Origin of the sequence: Pseudomonas poae (genome assembly GCA_028869255.1) — a bacterium.
In the GTDB taxonomy this organism is placed as follows: Bacteria; Pseudomonadota; Gammaproteobacteria; order Pseudomonadales; family Pseudomonadaceae; genus Aquipseudomonas; species Aquipseudomonas poae_C.
In genome coordinates this window covers 5,986,250-6,003,234 of sequence record CP110972.1, presented here as the reverse complement: position 1 = coordinate 6,003,234, position 16,985 = coordinate 5,986,250, and the positions used below count along the sequence as shown (strand labels likewise).

The window sequence follows — 16,985 nt, the reverse complement described above, 5'->3', positions numbered from 1 at the left end:
CTGACTCACTTATCCGACCAACATATGTATCAAGCTGGTTATACTTCGTTGACTGTAAGAAATTGGATCAGGCCATGTCAGAAGTTGCCCTCGCCACAGCCCCACTGACCGCCCCGCCGGTCATCCGGGCTCTGCTCGCAAAGCTCGCCGTCAACTACACGGAAGTCGCCGACCAACCGGGCCTGAATCCTGCACGAAAGGTCCAGGCTGTGCTGCTGGAAGACGCGGTGGGTGCACTGATGGTGCTGTTCCCGCAGAACCAGTTGCTCGACCTCAACCGCCTCGCCGAACTTACCGGTCGCCGCCTCACGGCCGTGTCGCCGGAGCGCATCGAGCGCATGCTGGGCAAACATGACCTGAGCCTGTTGCCGGGCCTGCCGCCGCTCACCAGCTCGCCGTGCCTGTACGAAGGCAGCCTGCTCAACGAGCCAAGCCTGCTGGTGCATTCGGGCGAAGCCGGGCTGCTGCTGGAAATCACCAGCGCCGATTTCAAGACCATGCTCACCAAGGCCAGCGCCGGCCACTTCGGCGAACCGCTGAGCAATATCCGCCCCAACCTCGACCGCCCGAATGATGACCGCGAGGAAATCACCCAGGCGATGCAGGCGTTCACCGCCCGCCGTATCCAGCAGCGCCTGGAAGCGACCATCGAGATTCCACCGCTGGCCGACACCGCGCAAAAAATCATCAAGCTGCGCGTGGACCCCAACGCCACCATCGATGACATCACCGGTGTGGTTGAAACCGACCCGGCCCTGGCCGCCCAGGTGGTGAGCTGGGCCGCGTCGCCGTACTACGCGTCGCCGGGCAAGATTCGTTCAGTAGAAGACGCCATCGTGCGCGTATTGGGCTTTGACCTGGTGATCAACCTGGCGCTGGGCCTGGCCCTGGGCAAGACCTTGAGCCTGCCCAAAGACCACCCGCACCAGGCCACGCCGTACTGGCACCAGTCGATCTATACCGCTGCCGTGATCGAAGGCCTGACCCGCGCCATGCCCCGCGCCCAGCGCCCGGAAGCCGGCCTGACCTACCTGGCCGGCCTGCTGCACAACTTCGGTTATCTGCTGCTGGCCCATGTGTTCCCGCCGCACTTCTCGCTGATCTGCCGACACCTGGAGGTCAACCCGCACCTGTGCCACAGCTACGTCGAACAACACTTGCTGGGCATCAGCCGCGAGCAGATCGGCGCCTGGCTGATGCGCTACTGGGACATGCCGGACGAGCTGTCCACCGCCCTGCGCTTCCAGCACGACCCGACCTACGACGGCCAGTACGCCGAGTACCCGAACCTGGTGTGCCTGGCCGTGCGCTTGTTGCGCAGCCGCGGGATTGGTTCCGGGCCGGATGAGGCGATCCCGGATGCGCTGCTTGAGCGCCTGGGGTTGAGCCGGGACAAGGCGGAGGAAGTGGTTGGCAAGGTGTTGGATGCTGAGGTGCTGTTGCGCGAGTTGGCGTCGCAGTTCAGCCAGGGCTGATTATTGTGGCGAGGGCGCTTGCTCCCGTTGGAGGGCGCAGTCCTCCCAAAATAGCGGGTCCGCTGCGCAGCCCAACGGGAGAAAGCGCCCTCGCCACAAAAGCAGTACTCAGTCTTATTTCTTTTTCTTCGGTTTCAGATACTGGGTCAGCCGCCGGGTTGCCCTTGATCTGAATGGCTTGCGACATTGATTAATTGTGCAAACAACACTGGAACCTTGAACAGTTATTGAGCCACAGAGTGAGTGTAAGCACATCACCCGTACTCAAAAGCCAGGATCCGTATATGACCTCTATTGCGTCTACACCTCACTTCACACCACCTTTGGCGCCCCCTCAGAGCAGTAGCACTGTTGATAACCGGCCGCCCACAGTAGAACACTTTGGCAATACAAAAATCACAACACACCCGGACAAACGAGTTAACTACGGGCCTGATCAATATACCCACGCAATACAAGTAGACATTGAAACTGGAAATACAAATGACAACATCATTCTAAAACAACTAGTAAACAACAGAATCATTGCCGAGATAAATGGCGTGGACATCACACTTGGCATAGATAACAGTGACCACGATGGCGTCATTAATATAAAAACTGCCGGCGGCAATGATAACGTGACGGTTGCTCCTGGCATCAAGTTACTAATCAATATTTCAACTGGGGCAGGTGACGACACGGTAAAAACAGGGGGCGGGAAATCCACTGTCGACTTGGGAGATGGTAATGACCACGGGGAGCTAGGCCCTGGTGGCGGTACCCTGCGCGGTGGGCGCGGAGATGACATCCTGAAAAGTGGTAATGGCCTCAATAAGCTTGAAGGGAATGAGGGGTTCAATTCATTTCACGTCGGCAGTGAAAAAACCGACAAAGAACCCACATGGATATCAGCCAAAGGAGATGCCGATGGTATTGTGGTACATTCAGGCCCTGCGCATATTATAAATAGTTCAAAGCGCGCTTTTATATACGTGCAGGCCGATGTCGACACCACGATCCGAACGCTTCCGCAAGCAGGCGCAACTAACATCACTATTGACGGCAAGGCAGAGGACGGAAAGGTCAAGTTCACTGGCCGGCGCGACAGTGATAAAGACAATATCATCTACAAGTCTGATGATAATAGGGCTTGGTAACGCAATATGGCCCAGGATGTTCTTACCACGTGATTGATAATTCTGACACGCCCTACCTAATCAATATTCTAGTGGCGGGTTGATCTTACCCTGTATACGTTACACAAAGCGTGCAAAGCGGCATTCCCACGCAGAGCGTGGGAGTGATCAAGACTCAGCCCTTCTTTTTCTTGGGCTTCAAATACTTGGTCAACCCCTGGAACCAGATTACCAGCGCCGGGTTGCCCTTGATCTGGATCGATTTGTCCTGAATCCCCGTCATGAACGCCAGTTGCTTGTTCTTCGCCTGCATCGTGGCGAAGCCGTAGGCGGCGTCCTTGAACGCGATGGCAAACGCAGGCGCCGGGTGTACGCCCGAACGGCTGGTGATGCGCTGGTCTTTGACGATGAAGTGACGGGCAACCTTGCCGTCGAGGGTCTGCAACTGGAACGCCAGGTCTTTGTCACCCAGCTGTTGCTGGAAAGCGGGATTGGTGCGGCTGGCTTTGCCCATCATCAGGCCCAGCACCCACAGCAGAAGACGAAATTTCATGCACACGGCCTCGGTGTAATTATTGAGTGGCCGCAGCAGTTTAACGATTTGCAAAAAGAACGCTACCGATCTTGCGCATTAGCGGAAGATCGGCTGGCGTTTGACGCTTATAGCAGCATATTACTTAAACGTTCGGGCAAGGAACCGGCGCCCAGTCGGCCAGGTTCGGATCGCGGCAAGTGCCTTCGATCTGCGCTTTACCGGCGCTGGCGACCTGCTTGCTTTCAGCCTGTTTGGCCTGCACGGTCTGGATGCTCTTCTCGGTGGTCACGGCTTCTTGTGGCACCACTGGCAGCACCTTCTTTTTCGGCGGCTTGACGACTTTCTTGCCTTTGGCCGGCGGCGTCACCGGGGTGGTATCGGCAGTGGCCACGGTGACCACGTCGGTACGCTGTACGCCGACTTGCTGCAGGTCTTTTTCGTAAGCCTGGGTGTAGTTGTTCAGGTCTTCGCTGGCTTTGCCGTTGACCGCAACGATCAGGTCATTGGACTCCTTCAGGCCCGCGACGATTTCCGCCAGGCGCTTGCGGCCTTCGGTGTCGTTGACGGTCTTGGCCTTGCGGTCGGCCACCAGCTTGGTGAACGCGCTCTGGTAGCACTGCTGGGACGCCTTGGCGTACGCGGTGCTGCGGTCGATATCGGAGGCGCTTTTGTTGAAGTCGGTGGAGTAGGACGCGATGCGCTGGTTGTCATCGCTGATCTGCTTTTGACGCTCGGTGTAGTAACCCGCCGCGCCGCCAGCCAGGGCGCCGCCCGCTGCACCGATGGCGGCGTTACGGCCACGCTTGTCGGAGTCGCCGGTCAGGGCGCCCAGCAGTGCACCGCCGGCCGCGCCGAGGGCGGCACCGGTGACCACCGACTTGGTCATGTCCGAGTCGGTAGTGCGCAGGTGCTGCACCGGCTCGTAGCAGTTGGGGTAGTACTCGACCTTGGTGCTGGACGCGACCTTGGAGGCCGGCGACGTGGCGCAACCGGTGAGCACGGTGCTGAAACCAGCCGCGATCAACAGCAAGTGACGCTTGGAAACCGCCTTACGGGAAAAAAGCATAAGTGTGTTCTCGTTTAAGTTTGACTTGCCCAGCACGGCCCACCGCCGCCTGAGTCCCTTCCAAGCTCGCTATACAGCCAGCGATCATCGCTGACCGCTCGCTGCGAGCAATTCCTTCAAGATCGTCGCCGGGTCGGCCCGCTGTTGTTTGCGGTAATTGCCGACATGACGAACGAACAGTGTTGCGCGCGTCACCAGGCTCTTGCCGAGCACTGGCTTGCGATCCAACTCTTCCTTGATGCGTTGAAACTGCGCCTGGATCACCGCATCGGTGTAACGCGTGCCGGTGGCCAGGTTGTCGATATAGATCGCGACCGCACCATCAAGCGCGCTGCGGCCATTGGTGATAGCCATGTCAAACAGCTTCGCGCTGGCCTCATCCTTGTTGTCCAGGGACTGCTGGCGACTCTTCTGCAGGTTGGCCAGGCGGATGTTGTAGTTGGCAATGGTCTCGGCCACCAAGGCGGCGGACTGAATCAGGTTGCCCGCCGCTTCTTCGCGCTGCTGGGCGATCAGCGAAACATTGCGCTTGAGCTCTTCATTGACCAGCCCCAGCTCGGCTTGCAGCTTGGGGTCGACGCTGGCGGCGATGATGCTGTCCAGGCGCTTGGTCGGGTCCTGAGCGTCGTCGATGGCGTCGGTCAGCGACGCCAGGCGGCCTTCCTTCTGCCACTGTGCAAACAGCTCCTTGTAGCGCGAACGCGGCGCCGACAACGCGCCGATCGCCACACGAAAACCGGTGGTCTCGTTGCTTTGCTCGGTGCCGTCGGCAGCGAACAGCGGGTACTCGCGGCGCATCCCGGTAAACAACGTGCCTTCGCCTTCGAGGTAGTTGCCACCCTTGACCACAAAGCCGCCGTAAGTGCCCTGACGGCGCCCGGCGTGTACCAGCTGGAAGGATTCCTGGACCATTTCCGCGGCGTTGCCGATCACATCGAACAGACCGATCGGGTTGGGCAACTTGGTGCCGATGGGCATCAGCCGTGCAGCCTGGCCGGTGCCACCGGCCACCTGGTTGAACACGGCGTAGTCACCGAGCGGGCCGTCGCTGTCACTGCCCTCGACGCGGCGAGGGAACAAGCGCCCTTCCAGGTCCTGACGGCTCACCGCGTGGCCACCGCGTGCGGCGAACTCCCATTCCACTTCGGTCGGCAGGCGCACAAAGCCCAGGCCGCCGTCGTCGGCCGAAGAACCACGGCCGCTCACCGGCAGCAAATCACGGTGGTATTTCATCAGCCAGGCGCTGTACACCGCCGAGAAGCGTTCGGCCTCAAAACGCGACAGCTTCACCTTGGGCAAACGCCCAGCCATGCCGGTGGGCGCATCGCACGCCGGCGCCGGCTCGCCACTGGCCAGCGACTGAGCCTGGGACATCACCTGGGCGTATTGGCGGGCGGTCACTTCGTACTTGCCGATGAAGTACAGCATGGGTTTGAGCGGGGTCTTGGCGTCGGTCTTGGGCATCAACGGCGCGATGACTTTGTTCCAGTCCCTGGGCAAGTCCTTGAGGGTGAACTGGCCGTTGATAAAGTCGCGGCGGTAGCCGGAAATAAACGACTGCTGATAGCCCGCCTCACCTTCGGCAAAGGGATAGCCGAGGCTGATCTCGCGATCATCCAGGGTGCCCTGGGCCAACACGTAGGCGTAGCGGAACACCATGTTGCCTTCGCACGGCAGCGGCAGGCTCACGTCGCCTTCCAGCGGCTTGGGGTTGTCGAGCTTGTCGCTTGCCTCATCGGCCCAGGCCATCGAGGCCAGGCTCAGCGCCACACAGGCGCCCAGTAACTTATACATCTCTGATTCCTTCAGAAGCCTGGATACGCGCCACTCGCCAACCACCACAGGCCGCCGCCACGGCGCTGACGCCGAGGATTGCAACCAGGGCCAGGGCGTAATGACGCGCCAGCAGGTGGCTGGCGTATTCGCCCGGCACCTGCACAAATAATTGATTCAAACCCGCCTCGGCCAGGCCGTACAGCCCGGCGCTGAGCACGGCGGCAACACCCGCGCTGTACAGCGCCTGCATCACCACAAACAGCAACAGTGCCCCGGTGGAAAACCCCAACAGGCGCAGCACCGACAATTCCCGACGCTTGCGCGCCACAGCGGCCAGCGCCCCGGCGAAGATCGCCGCAAACGCCCCGACCAACGCCAACCCGGCAATCACCCAGAACACGATCGACAGGTTGCGGCTCAACGACTGCACCTGGGCGATGGTCTGCGCCTGGGTTGAAACCAACAGATTCTGCCCGGCGAAAAATACCCGCAACGGCTCTACATCGGTGAGGCTGCGCGCATACAAGCGAAACGCCGGATACACCCGCTGCTCGCTCACGCCCACGGCGTCTCCCTCCCCAACCCAACGCCGGTACGGCGCGGCCATCGCGGTAATCTTCCGCCGCTTCCAGCAAGCCCAAATCCGCAAACAACCCATCGCGCGCAAAGGCTTCCAGCGGCAATACCGCCTGCACTTGCAACCGCGTGCGCTGGGCCTCGACGCGCCCCGCCACTTGCCGTGCAAAGCTGGTCTCCAGCCAATCCCCCGGCCGCGCCGCGAGTTTTTCGGCGGCGGTATGACTCAATACAATCTGCTCCAGGCCCCGAGGCATCGGCAAACCGGCCAGCAATGGATCGCCCGGCGCGGTCGGCAGCATCTCCAGGGCCAGCGTGCCCACCTGCGCCGTGGCCGCAATCTGCCGCGTGCGCGGCAAGGCAAAGGCCACATCACTGCGCAGGCGTAGCTGCTCGATAAATGCGTTGCTGAATCGACCACCGCCCAGCGGAATAATTTCACGGGTGGCGGGGTCAGTCTCCAAACGTTCGGTCAAACTGCTAACCAGTCCAAATTTCAGGCCGAATAACACCAGCAACGGCGCGATCACCGCCACCAGCGCCAGCACCGAACAGGCCGAAAGCCACGCGTCGTTGCGATAATCCTGCCACGCCAGGGAAGCCACCAGAGGCAGGCGCATCAGCACGCCTCCCCGAGAGTCGCGGTGACGCCGCCGTCGGTGTCGCGCCGACATGTGATGCGCCGCACCTGCAAGCCACTGGCGCGGGCCAACGGTTCGTCATGGGTGGCGATCACGCAGGCGGCGCGGTGCTCGCGGGCCTCGGCCAGCAGCGCCTGCATCACACGCCCGGCGTTCAGCGGGTCAAGGGACGCGGTGGGCTCATCCGCCAACACCAACTGCGGTGCATGGGCCAGGGCACGGGCGCAGCTCACGCGCTGGCGTTGGCCGACCGAGAGTGCGGCCGGCTTCTTCGCCAACTGATCGCTGATCTCCAGTTGCGCAGCCAGGCGCGCCACGCTGCCGTCATCCTTCAAGCCCAGCAGCTGCCGCGACAAGGCGATATTGCTGCGCACATCAAGAAAACCCAGCAGCCCACCGGTTTGCAGCACATACCCCAGATGACGGCTGCGCAACGCGGCCAGGGTCGATTGCTGGTCAGCACGCCACAGCCCGCCAATGTCCTGTTGATTGAATTCGAATTGCCCCACCTGATCCGGTGCGAGTACCAACGCCAGCACATCCAGCAAGGTGCTTTTGCCACAACCACTGGGCCCGACAATCGCCAATTGCTCACCCGCACGCAGCTGCAATGCCGGGATCACCAGGCTGTAACGCTGGCTACCGAGGCCCCGGCTCTTGTGCACCGCGCTCAAATTCAGCATTACGGCAACGTCGACAACGGCACGCGGTACAACGCATCACCCGGCTCGGCATCGCCGAAACGGACCCAGTTGGCCACATCATTGTGGAAGGTTTCGTAGAGGCGGATTTTCGAATCCAACTCGTCGATAAAGTCTTCCTGCTCGGCCACGCTCAACGACAACCACAAGTCCTGGGTCATGTTCAGCGACTTGCTGCGGTACGGCAGGCCCTCCAGGTACTCGCCGAGAATGCCGCCGTCGGCCAGGTTGCCGCCCTTGCGCAGGGCTTGCGGGTCGCGGCTCATATAGGCCGAGGCGCTGGCGATTTCCTGGAAGAAATCCTTGGGTGAGGTCTGGGTCTTGCGCGCCGCATCCACGATCAATTTCAGCGACTGCTGCAGGTCGTTGAGCTGCAACTTGGTGAGCATCACGCACACCTGGAACGCCGGCAGAGCCGGGTTGGTCAGGTCGCGGTCGGCGGTCCAGGCACTGACCAGCTGCGGGGCCTGGCTCGCGGTTTTGCGGCCGAGGAAATCCATGTGCATGGCGTAGCCGACGGCAGCGGATTTGTCGGCAAGCGTCGGCGCGCTGCTCAGCAGCGGCACCGGTTGCGGCGTGTTGCTGCGCACTTGGTGCACGAGATTGGCGAACACCGTGCCGATCTCATCCACGCGTTCACCCAGCTTGCGCACGTCGCCACCGGGTACCGGCGTGTACAGGTCGCCGATCTGCGGGTTGGCGTCGGCGGTGAGGATGCGGTATTGGCTTTCGGCACCGGCATGGGTTTTCTTGCCGGCGTCGGTGCGCAGGTGCAGGGCGTAGATCTTGATCTGCTTGCCCAGCGCCGCCTGGCGCACTTCGGCTTCGTTCATCTGGGTGGCGGCGAACGGATCGTTCTTGCGCAGCGCGCCGGCGTCGGTCACCAGCAGGATGATACGCCCGCCGTAACCGGACCAATCCATGCCATCCACGGCCTGCATCACCCCGGCAAACGCGTCTTCGTTGAACGAGTGGCTGGACACCGTGGACGCCCTGACCTGGCGCGCCATGTCGAGGAAACGTTGCGGGTCGCGGCCCTGGTCGAGGGTGATCAGGGTCTTGGCCACGTATTCCAGGCCGGGGGTTTTCTTGATGCTGCTGCGAAAACCGACCATGCCGAAGCTGACACTGTCCAGCTCGCCGCGCTCGGCGATACGGGTTTGCAGCTCGTGCACCACATCGCGGATCTGGTCGATATACGGCTGCATGGACACGGTGGTATCCACCACCAGCACCACGGCGGTCCGGAAAGCATCGGCGTTGGCCTTGATCACCGGCGTGGCCGGTTTGGCGGCTGCGGTGCCGGGGTCGATGGATGCGACGTTGAGCAACTGCACCGGCTGGCCGTTTTCGTCGAAGCTCTCTTTGGCGTCGAAGATCGGCAACAGATAGAACTGGTTCTGCGGCACCGCGCTGGCCGTCGGCTCCAGGGCCAGGACCTGACCGTTGTCGTCGCGGTCTTTCTGCGCCTTGGTCAACACACCTTTGGCGGCGGCCGGGTCGGCCAGCAGCTTCTCCACCTCGGAGGATTGGCGCAGGAACATCACCGGCGAGCGGCCCGAGCGTTCGGTGAACTTCAATACAAGGCTTTGCTTCCAGTCACTGACTTGAGCGGCTGGCAACCAGCCGTCGCTGCGGCCATCGGTGGCCGCACCAACGCGCACCCACGAGCTGCCGTCGACATCCTTGCGCTGGTAAACGTACAGCACGGAAAACGCCGGCAGTGCCTTGCCTGGCGCACTGCCCGCGTCGGCCGAAAGCTTGGCGCCGGGCTTGCTGAGGACGCGCTGGAACAAGGTCTTCTTACCCGCCATCAGCAACGGACGCTGGCCGCCATCGGCTTCAGGCACCGGCGGCGCCACCGCGGGCACCACCGCAGCAGGCGGTTTGGCGACGGGCTCATCGCTGCCACTCAACCACCAATAGCTGGCACCACCGATGGCCAATGCAACCGCCACCGCCACGGCGGCCAACGCCAATACCGGTCCACGGCGCTGCTCGGACACGGCGTTGTGTTGCGTCGGTGTCACCACCGGTTGGCGCACCGGTTGTGGCTTGTCGGTGGGAATCTCGATGGATTGCGGGGTGATGCCTGCCAGATCAAAACTCAGCGGAATCGGCAGCGGCCGCACCAGCGTGGCCTCCAGCGATTCCGTTGGCAGGTTATCCAACGCCAGCAGCAACGCCGCCGCATCCGGGAAGCGCTCCGCCGGGTCCTTGGCCAACAACTTGCGCAGCACCGCCTGATAACGCCCGTGATGCACCGGCAGCTCCGGTAACGGCTCGGTCAGATGCGCCAGCGCCGTGGAGAGCGCATCGGTGCCGTTATACGGCAGCTTGCCCACGAGAATTTCGTACAGCACCACGCCCAGCGCGTAGAGGTCGGCGCGGCCATCGATCTCCTGGCCTCGCGCCTGTTCCGGGCTCATATAGCTCGGGGTGCCCACGGCAAAACCGGCCTGGGTGAACTGGGTACGATCATCCAGCGACTTGGCGATGCCGAAGTCCGACAGCACCGCCGTGCCATCGGCGCGAAACAGAATGTTCGCCGGTTTGACGTCGCGGTGTACCAGCCCCTGGGCATGCGCATAGCCCAGGGCTGAGGCGATCTGGCGGATCAGCGTAAGGCCCTGCTCCGGCGTCAGGCCGGCCGCGATGCGCTCCTTGAGCGTGCCATTGGGCAGGTATTCCATGGCCATGTAATACAGCTCACCGACATTGCCGATGTCATGGATGGTCACCGTATGCGGGTGCGACAGGCGCGCCAGGGTCTTGCCCTCGCGCAGAAAACGCTCGCAGAAGCTCGGGTCGGCTGCGAGCGCGGCCGCCATCACCTTGAGGGCCACCTTGCGCTCCAGCGAGCGCTGGGTCGCCAGGTACACGCTGGCCATGGCGCCTTCGCCGATTTCGCCTTCGATGTCATAGCCCGGAATCAGGATGTTCATGCCGATACCTTCACGACGATGGCGGTAATGTTGTCCGGCGCACCCCGGTTGAGGCCCAGGTGCACCAGGCTGCGCACGATTTCATCCGGCGCGTCGTGGCTCAGCACTTCGCGGATCTCATGGTCTTCGACGGTTTTGTTCAGGCCATCGCTGCACAGCAGGTAGCTGTCGCCGGGGGCGATCAACAGGTCGACCACTGCCAGCTCCAACTGGGCTTCCACGCCAATCGCACGGGTCACGATATTGGCGCGTGGGTGCACGCGGGCATCGGCTTCGCTGAGCAGGCCGCTGTCTTGCAGGTCTTGCACGTAGCTGTGGTCACGAGAGATGCCCTCAAGCACGCCATCACGCAGGCGATACAGGCGGCTGTCGCCGGCCCACAAACACACGCCGCGCAGGCCGCGAGCCGCCAGCAGCACCACGGTGCTGCCCATCATGGCCACGCCGCGGTTGGCGGTTTCTTCGCGCACGGCGGCGTTGATGCGGATCAAGTCATTACGCAAGGCCACCGAGTATTCATCCAGGGAACGCCCCACCGGCACGCTGCGCAGGCTGTCGACAATCAGGCTGCTCACGTAGTCCCCCGCCGCATGCCCACCCATGCCGTCGGCGACCACCCACAGGCGGTTCTCCGGCAGGTCCAGAAAGGCATCTTCATTGACCTGGCGCACCATACCCACATGGCTTTTGCTCGCGGATTTATACGTCGACCCCATCTACACCACACCTTCTTGTCCGAGCAAAAACTGCGCAAAATCGCCGGTAGCAGGCAGGCCCTGACACCGCAATAAACCGGGGGAAATCGTCTGCGAACCACGCCCCCACCACAGGCTCACGCCGTCGCACGCCTGTTCGGCCAGTGCCGCCATTCGACTCTGCGGTTCGGTGGCCGCGACCCGTTGCAGGCCGGCGAAACGGCTGTCCACCGCCCGCCGCTCACTCGATGGAATACCCAGGGTGTCGAGGCCGTGGTTGAAGCTTTCAAAAGTGGCGCCGGCATCCAGGGTGCCGAGCAACAGCTCTTCGGCCTGCTCGAACCAGGTGTCCGGGCCGCCGACCAACGACGCCGGGTTGGTGTCGTGATCGAGCAAGGCCACCACCGCCAGCGGAAAATACCGCCCGACCCGATCAATGCTCGGCATCACCACGCCCGCCGCGGCGTCCGGCCCGCACACACCCGGCGCCAGCACAAAACGCCACAGCGGGCTCACCAGGTACACGTTGAGCCACTCAGCGCCCAGGCTGTGCTGGCTCGCGAGCAAACCCGCCGCCAGCCAGCTGTCCCACGGGCCGATAAAACTCTGGGGCAAGGCGCGGCTGACAAAGTCACCGCGGCTGGCCAACTTGCCGTAGAAACCCAACGTGGTCATAGCCGCTCCGGCAGGCTGAAGCCACTGAGCACGCGGCTCTTGAACGGGTTGAAGGCGCTGTTGGCGCGCAATTCGTAGGCAATGCTCGCACCGTCGACCCGCAGGCGCAGGTTGAAGCGGTCCGGCGAATTACCGGCACTCAGGTCCGATTGCTCCAGCAGGCGGAACCAGGCCCACGGCCCGTCCAGGGTTACGCCCGAGCGGCCGCTGGCCGATGGCGGCATGATCGAAATCCGCACCACGCCAATGCTGCCGGGGTTCGGCCATTGCATCGCCACCGGGCGGCTCGGGCCGTGGTCGTAGCTCAGTTGCTGGCCGTCGAGGTCGAGCAGGAACTGGGTGATGCTTGGGTCCATCGACACCGGTTTTAGCTCGAAACGCACGATTGGCTGGGTGCCCCCCGACCTGAAGAACGCATCACGGATAGCCGCGGCCCGCTGGAAGGTTTGCAGCACGCCCGGGCTGATCCCCAGCTTCTGCGCTGCGCCCGGCTGCCAGCGCCAGGTCTGCGCGGAGGTGTCCACGTAGGGCTGCAGGTACTTGCGAAAGTAGTTGTCCATCACCCCGCCGACGCCGAAGAACTGGCCGAAGTCATCCAGGGTGGCGTCCCGTGCACTGCCCGGTGACATCGGGTAACGACCCGCCAGGGACTGGCGGTACACATTCACCACTTCACTCACCCAGGCCGCATTCAGCTGGTTACGCACCCCGCCCATCATGCTGTTGGTGGTGGAGTTGACCACCGACTTGACCAGGCCCTGCACCAGCGGCGGCTGGCGCTCGGCATTCAGGCTGACCCGCGTGGCCGCAGCCGCCGCCTGGTTCTTCGCCTCGCCGAGCAGGGCATCGCCACTGGCGCCGACCATGGCGCTGACCTGCACATACAGCGCGTTCATATCCGCCAGCAGGCCATCGATGGCCGCCGGGTCGCCTTCATTCTTGCTGACGATGCTGTTGAGTTCGGCGAAGTGCGCGGTCACCGGATCATCCGCCGCCTGCGGTGCATTGGCCACGGCTTGCTCCTGGCCCAGCAGGCTGCCGAGGCGCTCCTTGAGCTTGTCGACACCGCCTTCCACCGGCACGCCCTTGGCGGCTATCTGGCGTTCTTCGGCCTGCAGATCGGTTTCCTTGGCGACCGCCACCAGCAGCTTTTTCAGCGGCGAGGTCGGCCCGGAAATCACCCGCAGCACATCGGCTGCCTGGGCTACGCTGGTGATCGGCACAAAGTCGATGTCCGCGAGCAAGGCATCCCACTGGCGCTGGTAGTCCTGGAAATACAGGCGGCGCACATCGGCGGCCAGGCTCACCACGTTTTGCTGATCGGCCTGCGCATGGCCCAGCACCCATTGCTCTTCGGCGAGGGTGCCGGTCTGGTTCAGGCTGCTCAGCAGGAACGCCTGGCGATAACCCTTGGCGGTGAAAAAGCCACTCAACGGCTCGCCCAGCGGCTTGCCGCTTTTACGGCTGAACACCAGCGCGGCATCGCGGCCGGCGGCTTCGTTGAGGCGAAAGTCCGGGACGCCTTCGGGCAGTTTCTGGCGCTTGACCCGGTCGTAGACACGCTGCGCCACCGGCAGTTGTTGCAGTTGCCGGCGCAGGTCATCGATCAGACGGGGGTCGAGCCGCGCACTCGGCGGATGGCGTTCGAACAGCGCCTGCAAGTGCCCGGTCAACGCCTGGCGCTGATCGGCCGGCAGGTCGCGGGGCAGGTTGCGGTCCCAGTCCAGGGCGATCCAGGCTTTGATAAAGTCCGGGTCGTAATGCTCGTTATCGGCGAGCATCAGGTAGGCTTTCAGGCCCTCGTAGAGGAAGTCGGAATTGCCGCCGCCGTGCAATTGCTCTTCGATACGCGTGACCAGGCGCGGCGCGAACACCGCGATCAACAGTTTGCGGTAGACACTGGCCGACTCGGCTTCGAGCATATCGCCTTGATACAGCCCCAGGCCCTCGGACCAGCTGGGCGAGTCACCCGCCAGGTTCTTCACCGCGTTGAGCAAGGGCAGCACCGCGAGCACTTCACGTTGCGCCGGGCTCAGGTTCTGCACGGTCTGGCCCAGCGGCGCGACCTTCTGATCGACCTGGGCGATATACGCCTGGTTGGCGCGATAGCTCACCCACCACAGGCCGCTGACCACCACGACCAAGGCCACGGTGGCCGCCAGCACGCCGCGAGCAATCCACTTGCGGCGCCGCTCGACCTTGGGGTTCACACCGACCAATCCACGTTCGGCGAAGGCCACGGCGGTGAACAGTTTTTCGATGAAATAACTGCGCCCGGTGCCGCTTTGGCGCGCCAGGTGCTGGCGGTCCAGGTTCATGCTCTGGGCCATGGCGCCGATCAAACGATCAATCGGGCTGCCTTCCTGTGTACCGCTGGTGAAGTACACACCGCGCAGCAAGACGCGTTCTTCAAAGGCATTGGGCTTGAACACGCCTTCGAGGAAGCTTTGCAGGCAGTCCTTCAACGCGCCGAACTGCTGCGCAAAGCCGTAGATCAAGTCACGCCGCGCCGGGTCGCGCTCCTGTTGCAGGCGTTCCACCAGCCGTTCGTTGAGGCGCTGTTCCAGCCCGGCAAATTCACTTTGCAGGTGGGCCAGCGGGCTGTCGCTGTTTTTGCCGTCGTCCAGGGCAAAGGTCATGCCCCACACCTGGGCGCGCTCTTCCTTGCTCAGGTTGTCGAAGAACTCCATGAAGCCCGGCACCAGGTCGAGCTTGGTCAGCATCAGGTAGATCGGGAAGCGCACGCCCAGTTGGGTGTACAGCTCCTGGATGCGCAGGCGGATCGCCGCCGCGTGGGCGGCGCGTTCGGCGTCGGTGCCGAGCAGCAGATCCGAGAGGCTGATGGCGATAAATGCGCCATCAATCGGGCGGCGCGAGCGTTGCTTTTTCAGCAGGTCGAGGAAGCCCAGCCATGCGGCTTTATCCACCGTGGAGTTACTGTCCTGGGTGGTGTAGCGGCCTGCGGTGTCGAGCAAAACGGCCTGGTCGGTAAACCACCAATCACAGTTACGCGTGCCCCCCACGCCACGCACCGCACCGGCGCCCAACTGCGCAGCCAGCGGGAAATGCAGCCCGGAATTGACCAGCGCGGTGGTCTTGCCCGAACCCGGCGGGCCGATGATCACGTACCACGGCAGTTCGTAGAGATTGCGGCGCTCATCACCGCCGAGCTTGGCTTTTTCAGCAGCGCCAGGGCTTCGTCCATGCGCTGGCGCAGGGTCGACAACTCTTCGGCAGTCGCCACGCTGTTGGGGTCGGCCGGGGTTTCGGCGGCAAGGCTGCGCATCACTTCGGCTGCCTGGCGGCGCGCCTGGATAATGCGGAACACGCGGTAGGCGATCCACACCGCAAACACCAGGATGATCAGCGCCCAGCGCCGCCCTTCCGGCACCAATACGTCGAGCAACGGCCCGACAAACCAGATGATCAGGCTCAGGGCAATCAGGCCCAACACGGGGATCACCCAGCGAATCATGAAACTGAAAAACGCCTTCACTCGACGCCCTCCGCCAATACGGTGATTTCAACCCGACGATTGCGGGCACGGCCTTCAGCGGTGGCGTTGGTGGCCACCGGCTCAGTGTCGCTTCTGCCCTCGGCGCTGAAGCGCTCGGCCTGCCCGGTCTTGGCCGCGAGGATCTCCAGCACCGACTTGGCCCGCGCTTCGGACAGCGCCCAGTTCGACGGGAAGCGCAGCGTGGCAATCGGGCGGTTGTCACTGTGCCCGGTCACACGCACCTGGCCCTTGACCTTGCGGATGGCATCGGCAATGCGCAGCATCAGCGGCTCGAAGTCATCGCGGATGCTGGAGCTGGCAGACGCGAACAGTTCATCGCCACGAATCGTCACCACGGAGCGGTCGACCTTATCCTCTACCGCCACGCGGCCAGCCTTGATGTCCTCCACCAGAAAGCCTGCCAGGCGCGGGCGCTCGATGACTTTGGGTTGCGCCACCGGACGGTCGATGGCCTGCACCGGAATCTCGCCCAGGGCATGGATATTCTTGAACACCGGCTCGGCGTCCGAGGCCAGTTTCAGGCGCAAGCCGAACAGCAACGCAAGCAGCAACGCCAAACCGATGGCCACGGCGATCCACGGCGGCATGAATTGCGCCAGCCGATCGCGTGCCACGGTCACGCCACGCCAATGCGGCGACAGCTCGCGCTCGTGCTCGCCACGGGCGCTGCGAATCGCGGCGGCGGTGCGTTCACGCAAAGTTTCCAAATGGCTACGACCGTCATTCATCACACGGTAGCGGCCCTCAAAACCCAGGCACATGCACAGGTACAGCAACTCCAGCAGGTACAGGCGTTCGCGTGGGCTTTGCAGGCAATGGTCGAGCAACTGGAAGACTTTTTCGCCGCCCCAGGCTTCGTTGTGCACGGTGATCAACAGGCTCTGCTTGCCCCAGTCACTGGTGCTGCCCCACGGCGTACTGAGCACCGCTTCATCCAACGCGGTGCACAGCGCGTAACGCGCCAGCAGCACTTCGTTGCGCACCACACCGGCGGCCTCGGCGCGCTCTTCGAACTGGCGCAGGTAGGCCAGCAACTGTGCACGCAAACTGGCCGGCGCTGGGTGCGCGATGGTGTTGCGCAGGCGCGTCAGCAGCGCCAACAGCGGGCCGGCGGCGCTTTCCAGCGGGTTGAGGCCCTGGCTTTTGCCGGTCAGGATCGGCGCGGCAGGCATCGACAGCGGTGCAGGTTCGGCACGCGCAGGTGCAGGCTCCCGGCCCCCGGACGCGGCATGAACTGGGTGCGGTCGTCATCATTGGGATGCATC

The 16,985-nt window shown here is 63.1% G+C and carries 9 protein-coding genes and 3 pseudogenes; 2 read left to right on the top strand and 10 right to left on the bottom strand.

Features of this window, described 5'->3' with window-relative positions; all coding sequences use genetic code 11:
* Positions 1-74: 74 nt before the first annotated feature.
* Together LRS56_27160 and LRS56_27155 are read left to right on the top strand one after the other, a co-directional pair.
* Positions 75-1,475: an HDOD domain-containing protein gene (locus LRS56_27160; GenBank protein WDU62380.1), complete on the top strand. Its 1,401-nt coding sequence runs from the start codon at positions 75-77 to the stop codon at positions 1,473-1,475.
* Between the two features lie 284 nt (positions 1,476-1,759).
* On the top strand, positions 1,760-2,614 hold the full coding sequence (locus LRS56_27155) for a hypothetical protein (GenBank protein ID WDU62379.1): 855 nt from the start codon (positions 1,760-1,762) through the stop codon (positions 2,612-2,614).
* A 154-nt stretch (positions 2,615-2,768) separates the two neighbouring features.
* On the opposite strand, the gene LRS56_27150 is transcribed toward LRS56_27155, so the two are convergent.
* From LRS56_27150 to LRS56_27105, 10 genes and pseudogenes are all read right to left on the bottom strand, one after another.
* On the bottom strand, positions 2,769-3,146 hold the full coding sequence (locus LRS56_27150; protein WDU62378.1) for a helicase: 378 nt from the start codon (positions 3,144-3,146) through the stop codon (positions 2,769-2,771).
* A 124-nt stretch (positions 3,147-3,270) separates the two neighbouring features.
* Complete coding sequence (gene tagQ, locus LRS56_27145; protein ID WDU62377.1) at positions 3,271-4,194, bottom strand: type VI secretion system-associated lipoprotein TagQ; 924 nt, start codon at positions 4,192-4,194, stop codon at positions 3,271-3,273.
* A gap of 84 nt (positions 4,195-4,278) precedes the next feature.
* Positions 4,279-5,988 (bottom strand): SUMF1/EgtB/PvdO family nonheme iron enzyme, encoded by a 1,710-nt coding sequence (locus LRS56_27140; GenBank protein ID WDU62376.1) that lies wholly within the window; start codon positions 5,986-5,988, stop codon positions 4,279-4,281.
* A pseudogene (locus LRS56_27135) lies at positions 5,981-7,166 on the bottom strand (ABC transporter permease). The gene LRS56_27140 and the pseudogene LRS56_27135 overlap by 8 nt, the downstream one beginning before the upstream one ends.
* The gene (locus LRS56_27130; protein WDU62375.1) at positions 7,166-7,870 is read right to left on the bottom strand and encodes an ABC transporter ATP-binding protein; all 705 of its coding nucleotides are present in this window, start codon (positions 7,868-7,870) and stop codon (positions 7,166-7,168) included. Before LRS56_27130 ends, LRS56_27135 begins: the two are co-directional and overlap by 1 nt.
* Positions 7,870-10,833 (bottom strand): serine/threonine-protein kinase, encoded by a 2,964-nt coding sequence (locus LRS56_27125; protein WDU62374.1) that lies wholly within the window; start codon positions 10,831-10,833, stop codon positions 7,870-7,872. Before LRS56_27125 ends, LRS56_27130 begins: the two co-directional genes overlap by 1 nt.
* A complete protein-coding gene (locus LRS56_27120) occupies positions 10,830-11,549 on the bottom strand; it encodes a protein phosphatase 2C domain-containing protein (protein WDU62373.1) in 720 nt (239 codons plus the stop codon). The genes LRS56_27125 and LRS56_27120 overlap by 4 nt, the downstream gene beginning before the upstream one ends.
* A complete protein-coding gene (tagF, locus tag LRS56_27115; protein ID WDU62372.1) occupies positions 11,550-12,203 on the bottom strand; it encodes a type VI secretion system-associated protein TagF in 654 nt (217 codons plus the stop codon).
* A pseudogene (gene tssM, locus LRS56_27110) lies at positions 12,200-15,699 on the bottom strand (type VI secretion system membrane subunit TssM). The gene tagF and the pseudogene tssM overlap by 4 nt, the downstream one beginning before the upstream one ends.
* A pseudogene (locus LRS56_27105) lies at positions 15,696-16,984 on the bottom strand (DotU family type VI secretion system protein). The pseudogenes tssM and LRS56_27105 overlap by 4 nt, the downstream one beginning before the upstream one ends.
* Position 16,985: the final 1 nt, after the last annotated feature.